Genomic DNA, 22579 nt, shown 5'->3' on the forward strand with positions numbered 1-22579 from the left:
CATAATAAAACGAATAAAAGTAGAAGGTGATTCCCTGTCCCTCTCTAGTTAAAGATTTTGAAAAATCATATACATTTACAAAACCATCTGATTATAATACGTAAAGATGATATTTAAAATATACAACTATTCGCCTTATCATCTCTGTAATGAACTAATAATTAAAATCCAATTCTTTTATTTAGTAAGGATAAAATAATATGAAGAGAACAGGACATCAACAAAACACTCACCACCACACGCATTCATCAACTACCCAGCCACAAACCGTCGTAGTTGTTACAACTCCAGTGCCAAGTGTAACCCCTTATGGTTTCTTTAACCCCCATTCACATCACCATGCACATAATCCATACCAACAAATGCCTCATTTACATCAGCAGCCACACGCTCATCATCATGGCCACGATGAACATACACATACGCATACACATCCCTAGAAAGGATAACCCGGATTATCATCATGCAATCCGGGTGCAAATCCCACAATGGTCCTCGAATACAAATACACTTCACTAATTTTGTCTAAATTGTGGAGTAACGTGTGTACTTTGTAATACTTCTTTCCCTTGCGATGGTTTCTCAGCCCCAAAGAATGTAAGGTTTAAAGGATTTGTTTTTACATAATATTCAGTAGATTGACTTTCTTCCTTTTGTACAGCTACATCTTGAGAAAAATTATCTAACATAGGCTCACTTACTTGATCGTTAAGCTTTTCTAATTCAATAATATTGTCCGATGATAACAAGGAAGCCAAGCTCATTAACTTCAATCCATCAACCGGTTCATCCTCTGCTACGGATGAAACATTAGTTTCAAGATGCTCGTCCTGTGATGCAGCTTGTTCCTTAGTTTGTATGGATTGTGGAAGCTCAAATACCGTCTCCTCCGAAAATTGTCCAGCATGTGTGAGCTCTTCTGAGCTAAAAAGAACACTATCCTCATCATCTGAATCTTCAAGTACAAGAGGTTCAACTATTTTATGTAATGCCTCACCTTTGGTAAATCCAACAATGGATATGCGATGCCAACTTGAATCAGTGATACCATTAGAAGAAATTAATTTCGTGTTGCAGTGAAAATATCTATCAAAATCCCATAACAATACGTCTCCTTCTTTTAAATCAAAATATAGCCCTTCAAAATAAGTTTGGGAGTCATTTGGTATGACACCTCTCACTCCAGGAAAAAATGTATAGGCACCTTCATACGTTCTTTGCAGATCATTCTGCTGACCATTCTTAGAAGGATAGATGACAAACAGTGGATTTAAGCAATGAATGGGAAACTTATTACTGTCTATATGAGCATTAGTTTGTTTATCATAATTTGCTTCGGCGGCCAAAAGATAACTCGATCCTTGTATAGTAAAATAAGATGTATAGTCCATGATTCGACGACGCGTTGCATATTCAACTGGAGCACTTTCTGCATAGATCTTTTCGATAGTATTAAAAAGAGGCGCTAATCCCACTTCTATTCCAAATTTTTCTTCAGAAAATTGGGTAGGTCTAATTCTGCCCATTTTTTTCCCGAGCACACCAAATGGAGCTGAACGAATACTTATGTGAAAATCTTCTTTATTTTGCCTTTTCTTAGCTTTTTCTTCTGAAGATACAGCCCCCATTCTACTTAATTGCTTTGGTGTTACTGAAGAGAGTTCTTTACGTAATTTATCAGTTATCATCTCAGGCTGAATTGCACCAACACGATATACACCAATTAGTTTTCCTTTAGCATCATAAAAATTAGTATCTTGAGTAATTTTCATCGAATTGGGAAAAGGTTCATCAAAGGTATCATTTCTTGCAATTTTTTTAACAGGATTATCATGCAATACTATAGTAGCAATCATAGCCCCATCAGATATTCTATCTTTAGGTCTCTCCACAGGAAGCTCAATCTGACGCATAGGTGTTTGCATAATAAGGTTCGTAAACGGCTTCCTGCGTATAATTAGAGGGTAACTAGAATTGATGGCCGATTTTAAAATTTTTAATTCTTTTTTTTCTAAATCCACTCCCCATTTATTCACATGATAAATTAGGATTTCAGCGAGCTGTTCTGCTGATTTACGTTGTAAATAAATGCTATACATCAAATGATGTTGGTATAAATAAATTAAATTCTGAGCAGCTAATGAAGGAGCCGTCTTTATATGGGGAATAATTTCTTTAGAAATAAATTCACTCCTTGATAATTCATTTTGGTAGCGAGCTGATCTTTTAAGACTATGGTCGCTTTTTTTTGCAGTAAACGGAAAACTGATATGATGGCTATAGATAAATTTATTTCTAAGTCCATCTGGAAATTGAGGTTTTATTTCTTTACTTAAATCTGATCTTTGCCCTATAGAAGATATGTGCCGCATTGATAGCAGACTATTATAGCGCTCATTTTTTTGTATCATTTCACGCTGTACTTTTTGATACTCTTCAAGATCACCTTTAGCCATTTGCTCAATATATTCAATTAAAAAAGGTGAAACTAATTTTCGTTCTATTTTACCTGGCTTTGACATGCCTGTATTCGTGGTCAGAGCCTGAATGGTTTCTTTTTCTTTTCCTTTTTCTTCACGAGTATCTGCTGTCTCTAAATGAGGATGTGCCACTTTATGTCTTTTTGTTAAAGGAGAAGCAGCTCCTTCCTCAATAGTGGGTTGTTGAATAATGGGCTTACCATTTCCAACATCGGTACTTAAATCAATTAATTCGGGGTGCTTTCTTTTTATAGCCAGGGTAGTACTATGCTGAAACTGGTTTAACGGTGTTATTGCTGGTATTGTTACCCTATATGGATCTGGGCCACTAAAACCAGACGTTGGCATTGCAGGTCGAATCTGGATTAACGGTTTTATTGCTGAGGTTGTTACCTTATATGGATCTGGGCCACTAAAAGCGGATGTTGGCATTACCGGCTGAATCGGGTTTGACGGTGTTATTACCGGCGTTGTTACCCTATATGCACCCGGGCCACTAAAAGTAGACGTTGGCATTGTAGGTATAAACTGGCTTGACGCTGGTATTGCTGGAGTTGCCGCCATATATGTACCTGGACCACTAAAAGTGGACGTTGGCATTGCGTCCATCCCGGTAATATCACTTCCCATAGAAAGTACTTTCTGACACTCTTCAAGACAATACGCAATAAATCCCGGATCTGCTGTTGCTTTGATATCATCTAGTATGGAATAAAATTTTCCCTGAATGGCACGAAAGAGATTGAAATCCGGACCATACTTCATTGTGGGTACATCAATTTTTTGTTGCATGTTTAATCTCCTTTGTTGTTTAAAATAATCGACAATGCTTTAACGGGGCCGAAGTATCCTCAAAACAGATAAAAAAGTCGAACTAATTTTGCACTAGATAATATAAAATAAAAAATGGACTAATCCCGGGATAGCATTCTCGGCTACCATCAGTAAATGCAGTTATAGCTGTAGGCGGGAATCAGCAAAACGTTGGTTTAGAAAAGTAAATTTATAACCCAAAAAAATAAGATATATAAAGGACCTACGTGACAAAAATCAACAAATTCTAGATTTTTTTATCAATTAAGATAATCTTGAAGCATAATTTGAAAATGCTGCAAAATACATTCAGATACTCACCAAAAAAGCTATGGTAAGTTTATAAATTTAGTTATTATGTTATTTACTTAGGATTTTACGATTTTTCGATGCGCTCGATAGTAATTATAATTTTAATATTTATTTGCTCAGCATTAACTTATGCAAACGAAATTAATATTTCCACGACCACTAAGAATGGGAATACTACTTTTTATCTGCAAGCTGGTGCATTTAATTTAGAAAAAGACGCAAAGCAACGTCAGAAAGAATTGTCGGCGCTTGTCAGTGAACCTGTTGAAATTAAGAATCTATCAGATAAAAAACTTTATCTGATACAAATTGGACCAATTAGTGATTACCTCACCGCACGAGATTTGCAGAATAAGCTATCCCAGAAAATTAGTTCAAAGAAAAGTGAACAAAGTGAAAATCAACATCCTTACGTAACACAACCGACTCCATCTGAGAGCCAAATCCCCCCAAAAGAAACACCACCTCTGGGCGGCAAACTATGGAACTTGAGAAACGCTGATGTTAGGGCTGTTATTGCGGAAGTGTCTCGAGTTACTGGGAAAAATTTTGTCATTGATCCCCGAGTGCAAGGGAAAATATCGATCGTATCGTCAACGCCTATGAACAATAATGAGCTTTATCAAGTGTTCCTCTCAGTCTTACAAGTCTCAGGCTACGCCGCGATACCTAGTGGTGCGATCATTAAAATTATTCCAAATATCGATGCGAAAACACAATCGCCCGATCTTTTAAACGGAATAAAACATCCACCTAGAGGTGATGACATGATGGTGGCAGTAGTTCCTGTTCATTATGTTCCATCAGAGCAATTAGTTCCCGTTTTGCGACCATTAATGCCACAATGGAGTAGCATCTCTGCTTATGCGCCCTCAAATATGCTTATTTTATCTGGAAGAGCAAACAACATTCGCAGTCTTGCAGACATCATCAAACAAGTAGATAACTCATCTGCCAATGGCATTGATATAGTTCATTTAAGACATTCATTAGCGATGGATATTGCTGCTACTTTGAAAGATCTTGTTAAAACTCAACCCAGTATGGGAGGAGCGCGAACTCAACTAACTATAGCTGCTGATGACCGCTCCAATTCGCTGCTAGTCAGCGGCTCCAAAACAGACAGAATTCGCCTTAGAATGTTGATTTTAAAATTAGATAGAGAGAGTTCCGAGGGGGTTAACTCCAACACACAAGTGGTGTATCTAAATTATCTCAGAGCCGAAGACTTGGTACCCATCCTCGCCGGTATTGCCCAGGCAAATTTCAGTGGCAATGTTGGTACAACAATTGGGACCATTACTCGCCCTATTCTGGATAGTACAAATCCTGCTTCCAATCTTGCCAACAACTCAAATATGCAAGGCTCCACTAGCAGTTCCAGTTCTCCTTATTCAACAGGATCAGGCAGTGGTGGCAGTTCATTAACTGCTTCAGGAGCTACTGCAAATACTTCAACTACCACAACGCAAAATGAAGGAACAACGAAACCCACAGTACAAATTATTGCTGAACCCAATACAAACTCGATCATTCTTAATGCACCAGCATCTGTAATCCGTACTTTGAAAAGAGTAATTTCACAGCTGGATATTAAACCGGCCCAATTACTCATCGAAGCGTTAGTCGCAGAAATTAATCAATCGGATATTAATGACTTGGGTATTGAGTGGGGAAGTGATCAACAAACAGGAAAACCTGAAAGTTTTACGCCAGGATTTGCTATAATTAATAGCAGTACAAAACTTGATGATTTTCAAGCTCAGATATATGCTTTAGCAAGAGAGAATAAAGCTAATATTTTATCAACACCTTCAGTTGTTGTTCTTGATAACCGCCAAGCTAAAATATTGGTAGGTAAACAGGTTTCGATAGCATCCACTACTCAACCTGCAAATGCCGGAGGTACAACAAATAATGGGGTCCCATTTACTACATTTGATCGTGTTAACGTTGCATTACATCTCTATGTCAGACCGCAAATAACACGCGGTAATGGAATCCAGCTGCAAATCGATCAAGGAAATGACACATTGGATCCACCGGTTGTTTCTCCAAACACCGCTACCCCAACTTTTAGAATCAGTAGTATCGTTACATCGGTTCATGTTGAGAGTGGTGATGTAGTTGTATTGGGAGGTTTGACTCAAGATAGCCTGGGTAATGAAAATAACCGCTTGCCAGTTCTCGGAGATATACCGGGAGTGGGTCGGTTATTCAAACGAAATATAAATTCTCGTGAAAAACGTGTACTGATGGTCTTTATTAAACCCATTATTTTGCGTAATGAACGAGATAACATGCATATGACGAGTGAAAAATATAATAATGTACGTCAATTCGAACTGGATTGGTTGAAATCGCAAGATGCATTTGTACAAAGCAATAACGCAACGGTATTACCTGCTCTGAAACGAGCTGAGTTACCCAAACCGTTTAATCGTCCACCTTTGTTAGTAACGAAATAGACCATGGAAAACGAAGAGAGATCACTGAAAATCCCATACAGTTTTGCCAAAAACCATGGGATTGTCGTGGCCAATGAAATGAGCGATAACCAGGCGCTTGTTTATTACCTACCAAATACTTCATTGCAATCTCTTGCTGAAATAAAACGTTTATTACAATGTGAATTTACTTTAAAACAAGTTGATGAATCGGCCTTTCAGCAACATCTAGCCCATGTATACCAATCTAAATCATCGATATTGGAAGCCGCCGGAGGCATGGAAGAAGATATGGATCTTTCACTACTGGCTAGCCAATTGCCAGTAAGTGAAGATTTGTTGGAAAATCAAGATGATGCACCCATAATTCGTTTATTGAATGCCTTGTTTACTCAAGCAATAAAACAAAAAGCTTCTGATATTCATATCGAAACATATGAGGATCGAGTACTTGTACGTAATCGGATTGACGGTGTATTACATGAGGTATTAGAAATTCAGCGGGCCATAGCTCCTTTAGTAATTTCCAGAGTCAAAGTAATGGCCAAACTCGATATTGCAGAAAAGCGTATTCCTCAGGATGGTCGTATTTCTCTACGTATTGGTGGACACAATATTGATGTCCGGGTTTCAACCCTTCCGTCTAATCATGGTGAACGCGTGGTGTTGAGGATTTTAGACAAACAAGCGGCTCAATTGGATTTAAACCTATTAGGCATGCCTGAACCAACAGTAAAAAGCATGCGAAAAATGATTGCTGAGCCGCATGGCATTATTCTAGTTACCGGGCCCACAGGCTCAGGAAAAACCACTTCCTTATACGCTATGTTGACCGAATTAAATCAAGTCACACGTAATATTCTAACCATTGAAGATCCCATAGAATATGATCTTGAAGGGATTGGACAAACACAAGTTAATACAAAAGTACAAATGACCTTTGCTAAAGGTTTAAGAGCAATTCTCAGGCAGGATCCGGATGTAGTCATGATAGGAGAAATTCGTGATTTGGAAACTGCAGAAATTGCAGTTCAAGCCAGTCTTACAGGACACTTGGTATTATCCACCTTACATACTAATAGCGCACTGGGTGCCCTAACTCGTTTGCGTGATATGGGCGTTGAATCCTTTCTTTTATCCTCAAGCATCGTAGGACTTATCGCGCAAAGGCTGGTTAGAAGATTATGCCCTAAATGCAAAACCCCCCATCAATTAAGAGACGATGAAAAAGAACTTATGGGGCTTACGGTAGACTCTGATACCTCAAAAGTTTTTGAGCCCAAAGGCTGTGACTTTTGCAATCACTTGGGCTACAAGGGAAGAACTGGTATTTACGAACTGATTACCGTCGATGAAGTGCTGAGAGGAATGATTCATCGACATGAAAATTTACAAACAATGGAAAATTATTTACGCCCCACTACCCCCAGTATTCGTGATGATGGATTTAAACGAGTACTTGCTGGTGATACTTCACTGGCTGAAATTCTTCGAGTAACAACCCAGAGTTAATCGTTTAGAAGAATATTTGATTCATAAAATCAATGCAGAGTAAATCAATAGAAATAGAAATAGAACAGTGTTAATTTTAATTTAATCTTTTTCCTGTATAATTTGATTACTTTTTACACAATCTTATTGTGTTTAAAATAATCTTTAAAGCATTGATTACAGTAGGAGAATAAGCCATGTCATCTGGGAAGCAACGAAAATATTTTCACCAAAAAACTCAAGAAGCTATTCGTGATTTGAAACAAGTAAGTACTATTTATAGGTTTCAGGATCCTTTTTTTAAACAGCCTCTTACAATAGCTATACCTAAAGTTGACAAGGTTGATTCCGTTGATACTTGGTTAAATAATGTAAGTAATATTCTTAAGACCATACAGTATCTTTTTAAAGCTTCCGCGTTAAGTACACTTGAAGATCATACACAAATTTCCGATTATTTTCCTATTCATGGATTTTGTCTCGATGTAATGGCAGCAATAATTTATAAAGTAGCAGACTTTATAACGATAAAAGAAGACGATAAAGAAATGGAAATGAGCACCATGACTGCATAGCTCTTAGAACAGCATATTGTGGACATTCTAGCTCGGAATCAAACTTACAAACTCCAATGATAGGAGTTAAGTAATAGGTAAGCTAGTATCTAATGGCTTAAGGAACCGAGCTAGAAAATTCTTATTCTTGCTAAAAAATTTGTTTTCTATTGATCAATAGGAAATTCTATGAAAATCAAATGTTAATGGTTACTATATAAGAGCTTCGATGCCAAGCGAAACTGCTTATGATAATATGGAATGAATTTTTTTTTAATGATTAAAATGTGTTGCCAAATAAAAAGGGAGTGTTATGCGGCTTTGGGTCAAGGGTTTTACTTGTTTTAGTATATATTCATTAGTATCCTGTACTATTTCACTTCCTCAACAAAGCCAAATTAAAAATATAAAACCCGTTCCAAGCATGGAGCGCTCCATTAAAAAAAGTTTTCAAAAAAAAGAGGTTTTTTCTGAAGGCAAATGGCCAAACAAACAATGGTGGTTAACTTATAACTCTTCTGAACTTAGCGTCTTAGTTACAGAAGCTTTAGCAAATAATCCCTCAATTCATGAAATCAAAAATCGTATTGAAGTTGCTAAGCAACAAGCCATTGTTACACGCTCGCTATTAGCTCCTTTAGTTTTTTTTAATGCACATGAAAATCGACAATATGTAAGCGAAAACGGTTTATATCGCGCATTCAATCACACATTCCCTTTAAACGCCAGACTCCTGGATCTTTCTCTTTCGTTTACTTATGAGTTTGATTTTTGGGGAAAAAACCGTAATCTTTTTTATGCAGCTTTAGGAGAAGCAAAAGTTCGAGAAGCGGAAACCGCAGAAGTGGAATTAATTACAAGTACTGCAATGGCTCAAGCCTTTTTTGCATATAAAACTAATCTGGTCAGAAAAAAATTATATACGCAGTTAATTGAAGTGCGGCAAAAAATTGCAAATTTGCAAAACATATTGGTACAGAAAGGACTTTCTTCAAAACTGCCAGCACTTGAAACCTCAGAAAAATTACTCGAATCCCAAAAATTACTTTCAAGTATTACCGATGAATTAACAGCCGATAAACATTTGATTAATACTTTAGCAGGACGTGGGCCAGATACTCCATTGCTAATAAAATCCAATCTTCCCCCATTGCCTAAAACTCTAAATATTCCCAGAATACTGCCATTGGATTTCTTAGCTCGAAGACCCGATCTTATGGCGCAAATTTGGCGAGCCAAAGCACTAGCCTATAAAACAGGAGCCGCAATGGCTGAATATTATCCTGACATCAATCTAGCTGGCCTAATTGGTCTGGAAAGCACAAGTTGGAGGAAATTTTTAGACTTATCGAGTGGGACTGCGGCAATTAGACCCGCCTTGCAATTACCTATTTTCACCGCAGGAGCCATAAGAGCGAATATCAATGCAACTAAAGCACAATTTGATGCAGCAATAGAGGCATACAATAATTTACTCTTATTCAGTACTCAAGAAGTTCTTGATGTATTAGCTTTCGCTCAGGATGTGTATCAGCAAAAAGCAGAACAAAAGCAAGTAGTGGAGTATGCAAAACAACGATATCAATTAAGCTATTTGCGCCAACAAAAAGGCTTGGATAGTTTATTTAATCTTTATTTTTTACAAGAAGAAGTCATTCAAAAAGAACTTGTAGATATTACTCTACTTTATAACCAATACTTAGCCTCTATAAAATTAACCAGAGCGTTAGGAGGCGGTTACTATCAAAAAACGATACCGTTGGTGAAAAACTCATGAAAGAACGATCCGCCTCTTTTTATTTTACCGTCATTCTTATTACTCTTTTCATTTTCTTTTTTTTGTATTGGTTTTTTGTTTGGAGAAACCAAGTTTATACCAATGATGCCTATGTACAAGGGAATCAGGTCTATATAAAGTCCTTACGTCCTGGATTCGTAATAGGTATCTATACCGACGATAGTTTTCTAGTAAAAAAGGGACAACTCATCGTTTCACTAAATGAAACGGACTCGCGTATTACCCTGGAAAAAGCCAAGAAGAAACTTGCAAGTACAGTACGCGATGTATGTCAGGCATTTCATGATGTATTTATCCTGGCGGCAGAGATCGAAGTAAAGAAAGCACAACTTCTAAAAGCACGACAAAACTTGAAACATCGCTATGACGTAATTGATGTCAAAGGAGTGTCTTTAGAAGATTATCAAAATGCACAAGATGATCTAAAGGCTTCAATTGCCTCATTGAAAAGCACTGAAAACAACTATCAAAAAATGCTCGCTTTTGTACAAGGCACATCCATAATCGAACATCCTTGGGTACAAGCAGCAGCGCAGGAAGTACGTGACGCCTGGGTACAATTATATCGATGTAAAATTTATGCGCCTGTGGATGGACTTGTAGCACAAAGAACAATTCAGGTAGGTATGTGGCTTTCACCTAAAGAACCACTTATGTCAATTATTCCTCTGGATCAAATATGGGTAAATGCTAATTACAAGGAAACTCAGCTTAAAAAAATGCGTATTGGGCAGAGCGTTAAGATTACTTCAGATCTTTATGGTTCTGATGTAGTATTTCACGGTAAAATCGTTGGTTTACCAGGCGGAGCCGGAAATGTTTTTTCCCTATTACCCCCCGAAAATCTTTCAGGTAACTGGATTAAAATTGTTCAAAGATTGCCCGTTCGAGTAGCTCTAGAACCGGATGAATTAAAAAAACATCCTCTGCGAATAGGTCTTTCTTTAGAAGTAACTACCGATCTATCGGATCAAAGCGGACCTTTAGTGCCCACTTCGAATACAGGCTCCCCCCATTATGTTACTGATATTTATCAAAAAGAAGAAAAAGGTGATGAACAACTTATTGCAGATATTATTAATAATAATTTAGATCCTAATCTTCAGAAGTACGCCAATACGCCACTTACTCTGAATAAAATTGCTTTAAATGGAATGAGTAAACAATGATCCTCTATATTTTACTCTTATCACTTGCTGCAGTGATCTTCAATCTCACCTTACCTATAATGGCAGGTTTATATATTGTAAGTGATTTGGGTGGAAGTCCCTATATGACTTCATATACAGTCAGTTTTTTTTGTATTGGAAATCTTTTAAGTGTGCCTTTGGGAAAACCTGATGTAACGCGATTAAGCCCTATTCAACTTTTTGTGGTTTGTCTCAGCCTTACTGCCTTATGTTCGTGGGGATGTGCTACTGCCAGTGATTTCTTTATATTTATCTTGTTCAGATTTTTAGAAGGCTTTGCTTCAGGACCAATGTTTCTTCTTATTACATGTTCGCTTATTCCGTTGCTCTCACCTAATAAAGATAAAGTCTATATTGTTTCTTTGGTATTGATTTGTCTTTCAATAATTCCCGTAATCGGTGCTTCATATGGAGCTTGGATAGCTTACGACTACCATTGGCGATTCCTTTTTTTCTCTAATATACCTTTATGTATCTTTTTAATTTTTTTTGTCGGCTACGGATATAGAAAATATCATGAGCCCATACAAAAAATATATTTTGATAAACTTGGATATTTGTACTATTGCATCAGCATGATTTTTATTGGAACAGCCTTAACTACCGGTCAAGAGTTAGATTGGTTTCGTTCTTCTTTAATTACCTTTTTGCTTATTTCGGGTGTAATAAGTCTTGTTTTTTTTATTTTACGTAGTTGGTCAGCTCAACATCCTGTCATTGATTTGAAATTACTTAAAAATTTCTATTTTTCATTTGCGATGATTTATATCGCATTATTTTTCGCACTCTATTTTGGCATGGTGATCTTATTGTCTTTATGGCTAAAACTTTATGTTAACTACACTCCTGATTGGATTGCCCTCATCATCGGAACAATGGCGTTTTGTGGATGGATTCCAGTACTCATTAATAAAAGGAAATATGAACCATTTTATCCATTGTTCATTGCCTTGCTTTTTTTTGCGATTTCCTGTTTCTATACAGCCTACTTTAATGTGGATATTAATTTTAATCGGATTGCATTTTCACGAGGTTTAGCCGGAATAGGCCTCGCACTATTTTTATCCCCTCTTTTTCACCTTTCAGTATACACATTTCCTGAAACAAAACTTGCCGAATGCATTTGCTTTTTTCATGTTTCGCGCTTGCTTGGCAGTGCATTAGGAGTGTCTTTGTTCCTTATTTTATGGCATAGGCGAGAAGTATTTTTTCATCTTCGATTAGGAAGTAGTTTGACTGCATTTTCCCCAGAAACGCAACGGTTTCTAGCTCAGGCAAAATTATTACATCTTCAGGGAAAACAAGCTTCGGCGCAATTAAACTTCTATCTTACGCGACAAGCTACTGCTTTAGCTCTCGATGATTGCTTTTATCTTATGGGTTGGATGGCTCTTTTATTATTGTTTTTTTTAATCATTATTTTTCTATTCCGTAATACAAAAAATTCACCAGAGAACGATAAGAGTCCGCTATTAGACAATAGTATTTTAGAACAACGATCTTAAAACTAGATTTACCTACCCGTTTCTGCCCATTTTCAACAAACGTCAATTAATCAGTCTTAATTCTTCTGTAAAAAATGGACCACTCATAAGTTTTTCTGGCCATTTAAAAAGCATTACGGTAAGAATATTACGATGTTCACCAAATATAAAATCTACGGATCTAGACCGAGTAGGAATCATCTGATGTTGTATGTTATATGCTATTTCTAAATGATCCCTTATTTTTTTAATTGCTGGAGAATCATTTTTATTTAATAACAACAAACAGACCCCTACTTCAGCAATAACATCATTTTCAGTTCGCTCCATTATTTGTTGTATGTTGCGCTCGAAATATTCACTTATCCAACGAAAAGCATCGTCATTAACTGAATTCTGATAATAATGGCTCGCTGCAGTAACAAAGTGAGTCATTCCATAAATTTTTGCTTCATAGTCTAATTCTGATAGTTGACTATCCATATTATCTGGAAAAGTTTGCTGAAATAGTTTGGTATAGGATTTTCTTAAATCAACAATGTTTAAATCATGTAAATAATAAACGTAATTAACTAATTGAGCCCCATAAATTTTAATGTTTTCCTCATTTAAGATAAATTCCTCCAACCGAGCGATTTGAGTTTTTAATACGTCAATAACGATATTAGTTTGCGGAAACAGGGACGTATTTTCCAAATGATAGGAAAAAATTTTATTGGTTATCTCCAATAAATAAAGATAAAAAAATAAATCACCATATTGTGATATTTTTTTGATACGTAACTTGTATTTTTGCATGGGATTTTGGTTAGCATCTAATAACAAATTATTTGATTTTTTAAGGATGAGCTCAGGTTGATCGAAACTTGAGAAAAGATAGTGATATTTATTACTCAAAAAGAAAACATAATCAATGATCGAATTCAAATGTTCTTTATCGCCAGTGATTCGGTACATTCTTATTGAAAAGTGCTCTTGTTTCGCTATAGGCAATTTATGTAGATTTGCTTTATAGTTATCTAAGACCGAATCAGCTATTTCTGAATGACAAACAGCAGAAAAAAAGAATATCAAAAAAATTAAATGTTTCACAGCCATACTATACAAAATTGGATCTTGAACTGGTTATTAAAAATAATCGGGGTGATTATAAAGTAAACATGAGTTAATTGAAAACGACATTTAGACCTATTACCAATAAGAAAGTGTTTATCGCAGAAACATAGAGATATTTTTTACCGCAATTCGCCCATAAAAAATCGGAGTGCATCAATAATAATTCACTTTAAAAATAAAGTCATTTTGGAAAACTATTTAACCCACAATCAACAAACTAAGTTAGGATGAATAGAATGAGCACTTATTAAGGAAAATAAGCGCCCGAGTTTCGTTGCACAAAACTCGGGCTACAACCTAGAACTAGATTAAGTATTGTCCTATTCGACCCTACGCCAAGTCGTTCCATTTACTCCATCTTCTAACTCGATTCCACGACTTAATAAGTCTGCTCTTATCTGGTCAGCGCGCTGCCAATTTCGATCGGCACGTGCTTGAAGTCGTTCTGCTATTAATTGCTCGATTTCAACCTTATCCTCTTCAGCAAATCCTGATTGCAAGAAAGAAGCTGGATCTGTCTGCAATAATCCCATAATACCTGCTAAATACTTCAGTGTAGCAACTAGAATCGGTGAGTTATTCTTATTTACTTCATGGCTAAGCTGAAACAAAACAGATAATGCAACTGGCGTATTAAAATCATCATTCATTGCCTGGTTAAATTCATTAATCCAATGATTATCCATCTCCCCATCTGCAATATTATGATTGTCTTTTATGGTTTGATATAAACGAGTTAATGCTTTTTTTGCATTAGACAAATTCTCTTCAGAATAATTCAATGAACTACGGTAATGGCTGCTTAAAAGAAAATAACGAACAACTTCAGGATGATGCTTGGCCAAAACATCGGCAATAGTAAAAAAATTACCCAATGACTTTGACATTTTTTCATTATTCACTTGCAACATCCCTACATGCAACCAGTAATTTGCAAATGCTTTTTCAGTAGCCGCTTCACTTTGAGCGATTTCATTCTCGTGATGAGGGAATTGTAAATCCAATCCTCCGCCATGAATATCGAATTGATCACCTAACTCACTCATTGCCATGGCAGAGCATTCAATATGCCAACCTGGACGTCCTTCTCCCCAAGGAGAAGGCCAACTGGGCTCGCCTTGTTTTGCTTTTTTCCATAAAACAAAATCCAACGGAGAGCGTTTTTCTTTAACGATTTCAACACGTGCTCCTGCGACTAATCCCTCTAAATCTTTGTGCGATAATTTACCATAGTCAGCAAACGAGTTGACTTGATAACACACATCGCCATTATCACTAAGATATGCATTTCCTTTCGCAAGCAAACGTTCAATTAATCGAATAATAGTGTGTATATGTTCTGTAGCTCTTGGTTCTACGTCTGGTGGTAAAATATTTAACGCTTGAGTATCCTCATTCATTGCTGCAATATACTGAGCCGTCAATTCATCTATTGGTATTGCACGCTCATGTGCACGTGCGATAATTTTGTCGTCAATATCCGTAATGTTACGAACGTATTTCACCTCATAACCCTGGGATCGTAAATAACGAACAATAACGTCAAAAGCTACCATTGAGCGAGCATGGCCTATATGACAATGATCATATACAGTAATCCCGCAAACATAGATACCAATTTTTCCAGGTAAAATAGAAACAAACGGTTCTTTTGTTCTGGTTAAAGAATTATATAAATGCAACATATCTGCCCCTTTAGCTTACCCTAGTTTTCCCCAAGTATCTTTCAAGTCAACTACACGATGAAATGTATTAACACGTCCATCTTTTAATTCATTAACACCATAGTATCCCAAGCGTTCAAACTGAAACACCTCTCCTAATTGCTGATTTGCTAAAGCCGGTTCACAATAGGCCTGTCTTATTTGCAATGAATTATGGTTTAAAAATTGAAAAAAATCGTCCTCTCGGCCAGGGTTGGGATCATTAAATAAACGGTCATATTCCAACACAGTTACAGGGTAAGCATGTGCACAAGATACCCAATGGATGACGCCTTTTACTTTTCTATCTTCAGGATTTTTTCCTAAAGTTTTTTCATCATAGGTACAACGTAACTCAACAATGTTACCCTGCTCATCATGTATCACTTCATGGCATTTGATTACATATGCATGACGTAAACGCACTTCAGCACCTGGAGATAAACGGAAGTATTTTTTAGGTGGCTCTTCCATAAAATCTGATCGTTCAATAAAAAGCTCTCGAGTAAACGGTAAATCACGCCGCTCCGAATCTGGATCTTGCTGATTATAAGCTGGCGTTAATACTTCTACTTTGCCTTCAGGATAATTTTCTATAACTACTTTTATAGGATCCATAACACATAAAGCGCGTTTCGCCGTTCTATTTAACTCATCACGAACACACTCCTCGAGTAGAGACATATCAATTACAGAATCACTACGTGATATCCCTATTACTTCACAAAACTGACGAATCGCAGCTGCCGGGTAACCGCGTTTTCGCATTCCGCGGATAGTAGGCATTCGAGGATCATCCCATCCAGAAACAGCCTTTTTTTCAACCAGTTCACGCAATTTACGCTTTGAAGTGACTGTATGGGATAAATTTAAACGAGCAAATTCTGTTTGTATCGGCTTTGCAGGTAAAGGTAGATTGTCAACACACCAGTCATAAAGTGGTCGGTGATCTTGAAATTCTAAAGTGCACAGTGAATGGGTAATTTTTTCTAAAGCATCAGAAATAGGATGAGCATAATCATACATCGGATAAATACACCATTCGTCGCCTGTACGTTGATGATGTGCATGTCGAATGCGGTAGATAACCGGATCACGCATGTTCAAGTTACCTGATTGCATGTCAATTTTAGCTCTCAATACATGAGCGCCGTCAGGAAACTCTCCTGCTTTCATACGTGCGAATAAGTCCAAACTTTCTTCTATTGGTCTATTTCTGTAAGGGCTTTCACGTCCAGGCTCTTGCAAGGTCCCGCGATAAGCACGAATTTCCTCCATGCTTAAACTATCGACATAAGCCATATCTTTTTTTATAAGTAATACGGCAAAGTCATAAAGTTCATGGTAATAGTCTGAAGAGTGTGTCATGTCATACCATTCAAAACCTAACCAGCGTACATCCTCAATAATGGCATTGACATACTCTTCCTCTTCTTTAATTGGATTAGTATCGTCAAAACGTAGATAACAGATACCGCCAAACTCTTGGGCCAAACCAAAATTCAAACAAATAGATTTAGCATGCCCTACATGCAAATATCCATTAGGTTCGGGGGGAAAACGAGTCACTACAGACTTATGTTTGCCACTCGCCAGTTCATCAGTAATCAGTTGTCTTATAAAATGAGCACGTTTTTCAGTTAATTCTATCATTGGGATTTTTCCGTCACTGTTATTACTATGTAGCCTCAGTAAAAATAAGCTATAACTCGATTTATCTTATAATACCGGTTTTTTTAATACCGGATTCCCAGGTCACGCCGTTGCGTTCATCCAAGCCAATACACTGTTTAAAACAGGCATTCTCTCTATCTCATTAGCATGACTGATAATGGCGCAAGCTTTGCCATCATTTTAAATTTTATCCATAGCATGTCGCATAGAGTAAAGTAAATCTGATCCAGCCTCCAACATATCTTTGTTTGCGTTGTAGGCATCCAGAACTCGCGTAATCAAGGCAGCGCCAACAATAACACCATCAGCAAATCTCGCAACGTCTGCGGCCATTTCTGGTGTTTTTATACCAAAGCCTACCATTAAAGGAAGCTTGGTTTGCGCTTTACGGTGTTGATATTGCGCTTTTAAAGATGATATATCCAATGCATCCGAACCAGTAACACCTTTTAAAGACACATAGTACAAATATCCTTTGGCGAATTGGTTAATTAGTGCCATTCGTTCATCTGATGTTGTAGGAGAACAAAGAAAGATACTGTATAAACCATATTTTTGCCAGATCTTGGCTATCTCTTGACTTTCCTCTGGAGGTAAATCTACCAATATCGTTCCATCTACGCCAGACTCTATTGCCTTTTGTGCAAAAAGTTCATAACCAAAATGCTCGATAGGATTTAAATACCCCATTATAACAACCGGTGTTTCTTGATCCTGCAAACGAAACTCTTTCACCATATTCAATACAGTTTGGCAATGGACATCCTGAGCAAGTGCTCGTTCCATTGCTCTTTGGATAACCGGCCCTTCTGCCATCGGATCAGAAAATGGAATTCCGAGTTCTAAAATATCTGCGCCGGCTCTAACTAGCTCATGCATAAGTTTTACTGTGATTTCTGGATAAGGATCTCCGGCTGTAATGTAAGGGCTAAGCATTTTTTTGCCACTCGCGTGAAGACGCATTAATGTTTTGTCGATTCGATTCATACGGTAATCCCATCAATTTGTGCCACAGTGTGCATATCTTTATCACCACGACCCGATAAATTCACGATAATACATTGGTCCACTGACATTTTCTTGGCGAGTTTCATTGCATAGGCAACTGCATGACTGGACTCAAGAGCAGGAATAATTCCTTCAACCCGCGTTAAAGTACGAAAAGCATGCAGGGCTTCATCATCATTAATTGCTTCATAAATTACACGCCCAGTATCTTTTAAATAAGCATGCTCCGGACCTACTCCAGGGTAGTCAAGACCTGCAGAAACAGAGTGTGTATCTTTGATTTGACCGTACTCATCACAGAGCAAATAAGTTCGGTTACCATGTAACACCCCTGGTTTTCCGGCAATCAACGAGGCAGAATGTTCCCCGCTTTCTAAACCTTTTCCTCCCGCTTCAACCCCATAGATTGCAACTGTGGAATCACTCAGAAAAGGATAAAATAAACCAATTGCATTAGAGCCGCCACCTACGCAAGCAACTAATGCATCGGGTAAACGTCCAGTTTTTTCCAGAAATTGAGCTCTAGCTTCAATACCAATAACAGATTGAAAATCTCTAACCATCTGGGGATAAGGATGTGGGCCTGCGACTGTTCCAATAATATAAAAAGTATCATCAACATGACTGACCCAATCACGCATCGCCTCATTTAATGCATCTTTTAACGTTTGTGAGCCTGATGTGACAGGAACAACTTCCGCCCCTAACAATTTCATGCGATAAACATTAGATGACTGACGTTTTATATCCTCAGCCCCCATATATACGACGCATTCCAAACCTAATTTAGCCGCAACTGTTGCTGAAGCCACCCCATGTTGACCTGCGCCTGTTTCGGCAATTACCCTGGTTTTTCCCATTCGTGTAGCAAGGAGCGCTTGTCCTACTGTATTATTAATTTTGTGCGCTCCGGTATGGTTCAAATCCTCTCGTTTTAAATAGATTTGTGCCCCACCGATTTGCTTACTTAAACGTTGTGCATGATAAAGTGGATTAGGTCGTCCTACATAATCTTTTAATTCAGCATTTAGCTCTGCTAAAAAATCGGGATCTTTTCGATATTTTGCATAAGCTTCTTCTAATTGTTTTAATGCATGCATCAAAGTATCTGCTACAAAAATACCACCGTAAGGACCAAAGTGCCCATGCTCGTCTGGAAGCTCTTTTTTGTTCATTTCTACCTTCATTAACTTCTAAAAAATGTAGCCTGGGTGAAGCGCAGCATAACCCGAGATCCGCTATCCAATTTCCCAGGTTATGCTGCGCTTCACCCAGGCTAATATACTACCACTTTAACAATTTCTGCATAAACCGACTCATTTTGCCATGATCTTTAATCCCAGGCGATACCTCGATACCACTACACAGATCTACAGCGTAAGGATGACATGATTTAACTGCTTCGAGTACATTAAACTCATCCAAACCACCAGCCAAGATGTAAGGTTTTTCTATTTCTTGGGGAATAATTTTCCAATCAAAAGCACATCCAGTTCCACCGCGAGCTACATCTGAAGGTGTATCTAACAACAACGCGTTTGCCATCTCAAACTCCTGAGCAGCTTGATGAATATATGCTGACGAATTGCAATGTATGGCTTTTATAAAAGGCATATTAAATTGCTCGCAAAACTCAGCTGATTCATCACCATGAAACTGCAATAACTGAATTGGCAATTCTTCTACTATTCTATGGACTAAATCTCGTTCAGGATTCACCAAAACAGCAACCGAATCTACAAATGGAGGCAAATTTTTTAATAAGGCTTTTGCCTGATCTATTGAAATATAGCGTGCACTCTTTGGATAAAAAATCATACCAATAGCATCAACACCCAGGTTAATTGCATGCGCGACATCTTCGCTACGTGTCATTCCACACATTTTGACTCGTATGCGTGCCAGATTCATTATTTCTCCACAAGAAAAGAAGGCCCCGGATTATTCTGCAATATAGAAAACGTCTGGGGATAAGTCACTTGCACTAAATACAATCCATAAGCTGGTGCTGTTTCTGCACCTAGTCTCCTGTCTTTTGCTTTTAGCACCTCATCTACCCAAGATACAGGATGTTTTCCCGAACCGACTGCAATTAACACACCAGCGATATTACGCACCATATGATGCAGAAAAGCATTAGCTGTAATATCAATGATTACCAAATCACCCGTGCGACTAACCTGTAATTTATGGATATTCCGCATGGGCGTATTTGACTGGCACTCAACAGAGCGAAATGATGTAAAATCATTCTCGCCTAATAAGACCTGGGCTGCTTGATGCATTAGGCGATGATCTAATTGCCTGTATTGCCAAGTTATATTGCTTCGAAATAATGCAGGTCGAATGGCGCCATTATAAATGACATAACGATATCTTCTCGCAGTGGCAGAATATCTCGCATGAAATTCTTCCGTTAATTCCTTTCCCCATTTAACGCAAATATCTTTAGGGAGAAAAGAGTTCACTCCATGGATCCATGCACGAATGCTGCGCACTTTATCACAGTCAAAATGAATTACTTGATTTGTAGCATGCACACCAGTATCTGTCCTACCTGCACAAACGACAGAAATAGGGCCATCTGCTACCTTTGATAAAGCATGTTCTACGGCTTGTTGCACAGTATGCAAGCCTGTTTGTGCTTGCCAGCCATGATACTGGCTACCATCGTACTCAAGCACTAAGGCAATACGCATTGAATATTCCTGATAAAAGGGTCAATTTATAATACAGTATATGTTTTGTCTATACCTTAATATGATTGATTTACAAGTTTATTAGATATTATAGTAATTTCTTTTGTCCGGATTCTTATTTTAAGTAATTATAGAATTTTACACACTCAAAATTTACAGATATAACATCTTCTTGAAAAGGCATCTTCGAACTATCTTATTGATTTGATTCATTCAATTATGATACTTTCTCATGCCGCACTTAATTAGCGCCATTAATTGGTGCATATCTTTAATAATCATTAAATTGAGACTCATTATGAAAAGGAATTTATTTTACTTAGGTATTACCACTTTATTATTTGTCTTCGATAGCCCCTCTTTTGCCAAGAATATCGAAAACATACAAAGTTCCTTACATCAATCCATCACCAACGCTCAAGGCAATTGGTTTATATCGCTTGGAGGAGGTGCGCAATTTCCTGAGTTAAATTCGCATATGAAAGTAAATAATGGCTCGGGATTTCCAGCTCCTTATGGTGCTGATCGTTACTCAATCACGAATGATAATGGAGGAGTTATTGCTGCATCTACCGGCCGACGTTGGCATAATGACAGCATCTGGTTTCCCTCTTATTCACTGAGTATCTTTTGGCAGTACTTTTTCAAAACACAAATCAGTGGTGAAATAACACAATATTCCTTACCTCAATTTACCAACTACAATTATAAGCTGGATTTTACTTCCAATCTCTTGTTAGCCTCTGGAAAAATTAATTTGGTGCGCTATGGAATATTTTCGCCGTTTATTAATGGAGGAATAGGCACCTCTTTCAACAATATTTCTAACTATAGTGAAACAGCCTTTTCAGGAGTTACCCCACGAGTTAGTGCTGGATTTAGAAATTCTAATACAAGTGAATTCGCTTACAATGTAGGTGCAGGGGTTGATGTACAACTCCATCCTCAATTGTTTCTCTCTGTGGGTTATATTTATCAAGATTTGGGTCCACTCTCCTCGGGTAATGGAGTGAATGCATGGACTGGAGAATCATTAAATCTTGGCTCCTATCGTTCAAACGAAGTCTTAATTTCAGCCACCTATCTTTTTGGTAGCGAAAAGAACTTTATTAAATAAAGAAATGAAGCCATCGTAGCCTGGGCTCCCAGGTTACGACTTTGCTTTCCTCTAAGCTACAATTAAAAACATTATGACTTCCCTTGTATCTCATCGATTAAGCGTTGTGCTTCTTCTTTTTGCGACTTGGTACCATGTTCTATAACTTCATTTAGAGAATGCAATGCAGACTCTATATCTTCCATTCCTATATACGTTTTTGCAAGAGCTAACAAAGTATCTAATGCCTTTTTGTTCTTTAACTGAGACAGACCACTACCCTCCTCCTCCTTCTGGGGCTGAATTACACCAACCGATGGAGTAGGAGTAAAATCTAAAGCGTTGTCATCTTCTACGAGCTCTTGAAAACTATCTTCTTCTAGAGTCGGCTTTGTTGTAAGTATATGATGTAAACCCGATTCAAACTCGAGCAAATTTTCCTCTTGATGTGTCTCATTTTTTCCTTCATCTGTTTGCTCAGATGATTCAATTTTTTCTTCGGTGGGTATAATTTCCAACAATTGCTCTTCATCTGTTGCCAGCACTTGACGCTCAATAACAGCAGAAATATTTTCTGCAAGCTCACCGGTGGCCTCTAACTTAGGCTCAGGATTTACTTCAGGCTCAGGATTTATTTCAGGCTCAGGATTTACTTCAGGCACAGGATTTATTTCAGGCACAGGATTTACTTCAGGCACAGGATTTACTTCAGGC

The 22579-nt window shown here is 37.6% G+C and carries 17 protein-coding genes; 8 read left to right on the forward strand and 9 right to left on the reverse strand.

Going from position 1 to position 22579, the window contains the following annotated elements; genetic code table 11:
• The first annotated feature begins 200 nt into the window (after positions 1-200).
• Positions 201-440 (forward strand): hypothetical protein, encoded by a 240-nt coding sequence (locus BW930_RS16890; protein WP_131756829.1) that lies wholly within the window; start codon positions 201-203, stop codon positions 438-440.
• Between the two features lie 75 nt (positions 441-515).
• Here BW930_RS16890 and BW930_RS00540 read toward each other — a convergent pair whose 3' ends face one another.
• On the reverse strand, positions 516-3272 hold the full coding sequence (locus tag BW930_RS00540; RefSeq protein WP_058467946.1) for a hypothetical protein: 2757 nt from the start codon (positions 3270-3272) through the stop codon (positions 516-518).
• Positions 3273-3682: 410 nt separating this feature from the next.
• Between BW930_RS00540 and lspD the strand changes: the two genes are divergently transcribed.
• The 6 genes from lspD (at position 3683) to BW930_RS00570 (ending at position 12590) form a co-directional block, all read left to right on the forward strand.
• Entirely contained in the window at positions 3683-6073 is a 2391-nt protein-coding gene (lspD, locus tag BW930_RS00545; RefSeq protein WP_058467945.1) for a GspD family T2SS secretin variant LspD, read from the forward strand.
• 3 nt (positions 6074-6076) lie between these two features.
• A complete protein-coding gene (gene lspE, locus BW930_RS00550; RefSeq protein WP_058467944.1) occupies positions 6077-7564 on the forward strand; it encodes a GspE family T2SS ATPase variant LspE in 1488 nt (495 codons plus the stop codon).
• A gap of 176 nt (positions 7565-7740) precedes the next feature.
• Positions 7741-8118, forward strand: coding sequence for a hypothetical protein (locus BW930_RS00555; protein WP_058467943.1), 378 nt, complete (start codon positions 7741-7743; stop codon positions 8116-8118).
• A gap of 292 nt (positions 8119-8410) precedes the next feature.
• Positions 8411-9874: an efflux transporter outer membrane subunit gene (locus BW930_RS00560; protein ID WP_058467942.1), complete on the forward strand. Its 1464-nt coding sequence runs from the start codon at positions 8411-8413 to the stop codon at positions 9872-9874.
• Entirely contained in the window at positions 9871-11064 is a 1194-nt protein-coding gene (locus tag BW930_RS00565; protein ID WP_058467941.1) for an HlyD/EmrA/EmrK family protein, read from the forward strand. The genes BW930_RS00560 and BW930_RS00565 overlap by 4 nt, the downstream gene beginning before the upstream one ends.
• Positions 11061-12590, forward strand: coding sequence for an MFS transporter (locus tag BW930_RS00570; protein WP_058467940.1), 1530 nt, complete (start codon positions 11061-11063; stop codon positions 12588-12590). The genes BW930_RS00565 and BW930_RS00570 overlap by 4 nt, the downstream gene beginning before the upstream one ends.
• 42 nt (positions 12591-12632) lie before the next feature.
• Here BW930_RS00570 and BW930_RS00575 read toward each other — a convergent pair whose 3' ends face one another.
• The 7 genes from BW930_RS00575 to truA all read right to left on the reverse strand — a co-directional run bounded on the left by BW930_RS00575 (position 12633) and on the right by truA (position 20769).
• Positions 12633-13661, reverse strand: coding sequence for a DUF3541 domain-containing protein (locus BW930_RS00575; protein WP_162262999.1), 1029 nt, complete (start codon positions 13659-13661; stop codon positions 12633-12635).
• 344 nt (positions 13662-14005) lie between these two features.
• Positions 14006-15370 carry a cysteine--tRNA ligase gene (gene cysS, locus BW930_RS00580; RefSeq protein ID WP_058467938.1) on the reverse strand — a complete coding sequence of 455 codons (1365 nt, stop codon included), beginning with the start codon at positions 15368-15370 and terminating at the stop codon, positions 14006-14008.
• A gap of 15 nt (positions 15371-15385) precedes the next feature.
• Positions 15386-17041, reverse strand: a complete 1656-nt coding sequence (locus BW930_RS00585) for a glutamine--tRNA ligase/YqeY domain fusion protein (RefSeq protein ID WP_058467937.1) — start codon at positions 17039-17041, stop codon at positions 15386-15388.
• A gap of 201 nt (positions 17042-17242) precedes the next feature.
• On the reverse strand, positions 17243-18049 hold the full coding sequence (gene trpA / locus BW930_RS00590) for a tryptophan synthase subunit alpha (protein ID WP_058467936.1): 807 nt from the start codon (positions 18047-18049) through the stop codon (positions 17243-17245).
• Positions 18046-19245 (reverse strand): tryptophan synthase subunit beta, encoded by a 1200-nt coding sequence (gene trpB, locus BW930_RS00595; RefSeq protein ID WP_058467935.1) that lies wholly within the window; start codon positions 19243-19245, stop codon positions 18046-18048. Before trpB ends, trpA begins: the two co-directional genes overlap by 4 nt.
• A gap of 109 nt (positions 19246-19354) precedes the next feature.
• Complete coding sequence (locus BW930_RS00600; RefSeq protein ID WP_058467934.1) at positions 19355-19981, reverse strand: phosphoribosylanthranilate isomerase; 627 nt, start codon at positions 19979-19981, stop codon at positions 19355-19357.
• Positions 19981-20769 carry a tRNA pseudouridine(38-40) synthase TruA gene (gene truA, locus BW930_RS00605; RefSeq protein WP_058467933.1) on the reverse strand — a complete coding sequence of 263 codons (789 nt, stop codon included), beginning with the start codon at positions 20767-20769 and terminating at the stop codon, positions 19981-19983. The genes BW930_RS00600 and truA overlap by 1 nt, the downstream gene beginning before the upstream one ends.
• A 298-nt stretch (positions 20770-21067) precedes the next feature.
• Between truA and BW930_RS00610 the strand changes: the two genes are divergently transcribed.
• Entirely contained in the window at positions 21068-21886 is an 819-nt protein-coding gene (locus BW930_RS00610) for an outer membrane protein (RefSeq protein ID WP_058467932.1), read from the forward strand.
• 71 nt (positions 21887-21957) lie between these two features.
• Here the strand turns inward: BW930_RS00610 and BW930_RS17055 are convergent.
• Positions 21958-22579 (reverse strand): FimV C-terminal domain-containing protein (locus tag BW930_RS17055; RefSeq protein ID WP_284698306.1); only part of this gene is annotated, 622 nt, incomplete at its 5' end.

The sequence above is a fragment of the Fluoribacter gormanii genome, from assembly GCF_900156395.1.
GTDB lineage: Bacteria > Pseudomonadota > Gammaproteobacteria > Legionellales > Legionellaceae > Legionella > Legionella gormanii.

Coding starts and splice junctions, on each gene's coding strand:
- BW930_RS16890 (WP_131756829.1), top strand. CDS start 201: ATGAAGAGAACAGGACATCAACAAAACACTCACCACCACACGCATTCA.
- BW930_RS00540 (WP_058467946.1), bottom strand. CDS start 3,272: ATGCAACAAAAAATTGATGTACCCACAATGAAGTATGGTCCGGATTTC.
- lspD (WP_058467945.1), top strand. CDS start 3,683: ATGCGCTCGATAGTAATTATAATTTTAATATTTATTTGCTCAGCATTA.
- lspE (WP_058467944.1), top strand. CDS start 6,077: ATGGAAAACGAAGAGAGATCACTGAAAATCCCATACAGTTTTGCCAAA.
- BW930_RS00555 (WP_058467943.1), top strand. CDS start 7,741: ATGTCATCTGGGAAGCAACGAAAATATTTTCACCAAAAAACTCAAGAA.
- BW930_RS00560 (WP_058467942.1), top strand. CDS start 8,411: ATGCGGCTTTGGGTCAAGGGTTTTACTTGTTTTAGTATATATTCATTA.
- BW930_RS00565 (WP_058467941.1), top strand. CDS start 9,871: ATGAAAGAACGATCCGCCTCTTTTTATTTTACCGTCATTCTTATTACT.
- BW930_RS00570 (WP_058467940.1), top strand. CDS start 11,061: ATGATCCTCTATATTTTACTCTTATCACTTGCTGCAGTGATCTTCAAT.
- cysS (WP_058467938.1), bottom strand. CDS start 15,370: ATGTTGCATTTATATAATTCTTTAACCAGAACAAAAGAACCGTTTGTT.
- BW930_RS00585 (WP_058467937.1), bottom strand. CDS start 17,041: ATGATAGAATTAACTGAAAAACGTGCTCATTTTATAAGACAACTGATT.
- trpA (WP_058467936.1), bottom strand. CDS start 18,049: ATGAATCGAATCGACAAAACATTAATGCGTCTTCACGCGAGTGGCAAA.
- trpB (WP_058467935.1), bottom strand. CDS start 19,245: ATGAACAAAAAAGAGCTTCCAGACGAGCATGGGCACTTTGGTCCTTAC.
- BW930_RS00600 (WP_058467934.1), bottom strand. CDS start 19,981: ATGAATCTGGCACGCATACGAGTCAAAATGTGTGGAATGACACGTAGC.
- truA (WP_058467933.1), bottom strand. CDS start 20,769: ATGCGTATTGCCTTAGTGCTTGAGTACGATGGTAGCCAGTATCATGGC.
- BW930_RS00610 (WP_058467932.1), top strand. CDS start 21,068: ATGAAAAGGAATTTATTTTACTTAGGTATTACCACTTTATTATTTGTC.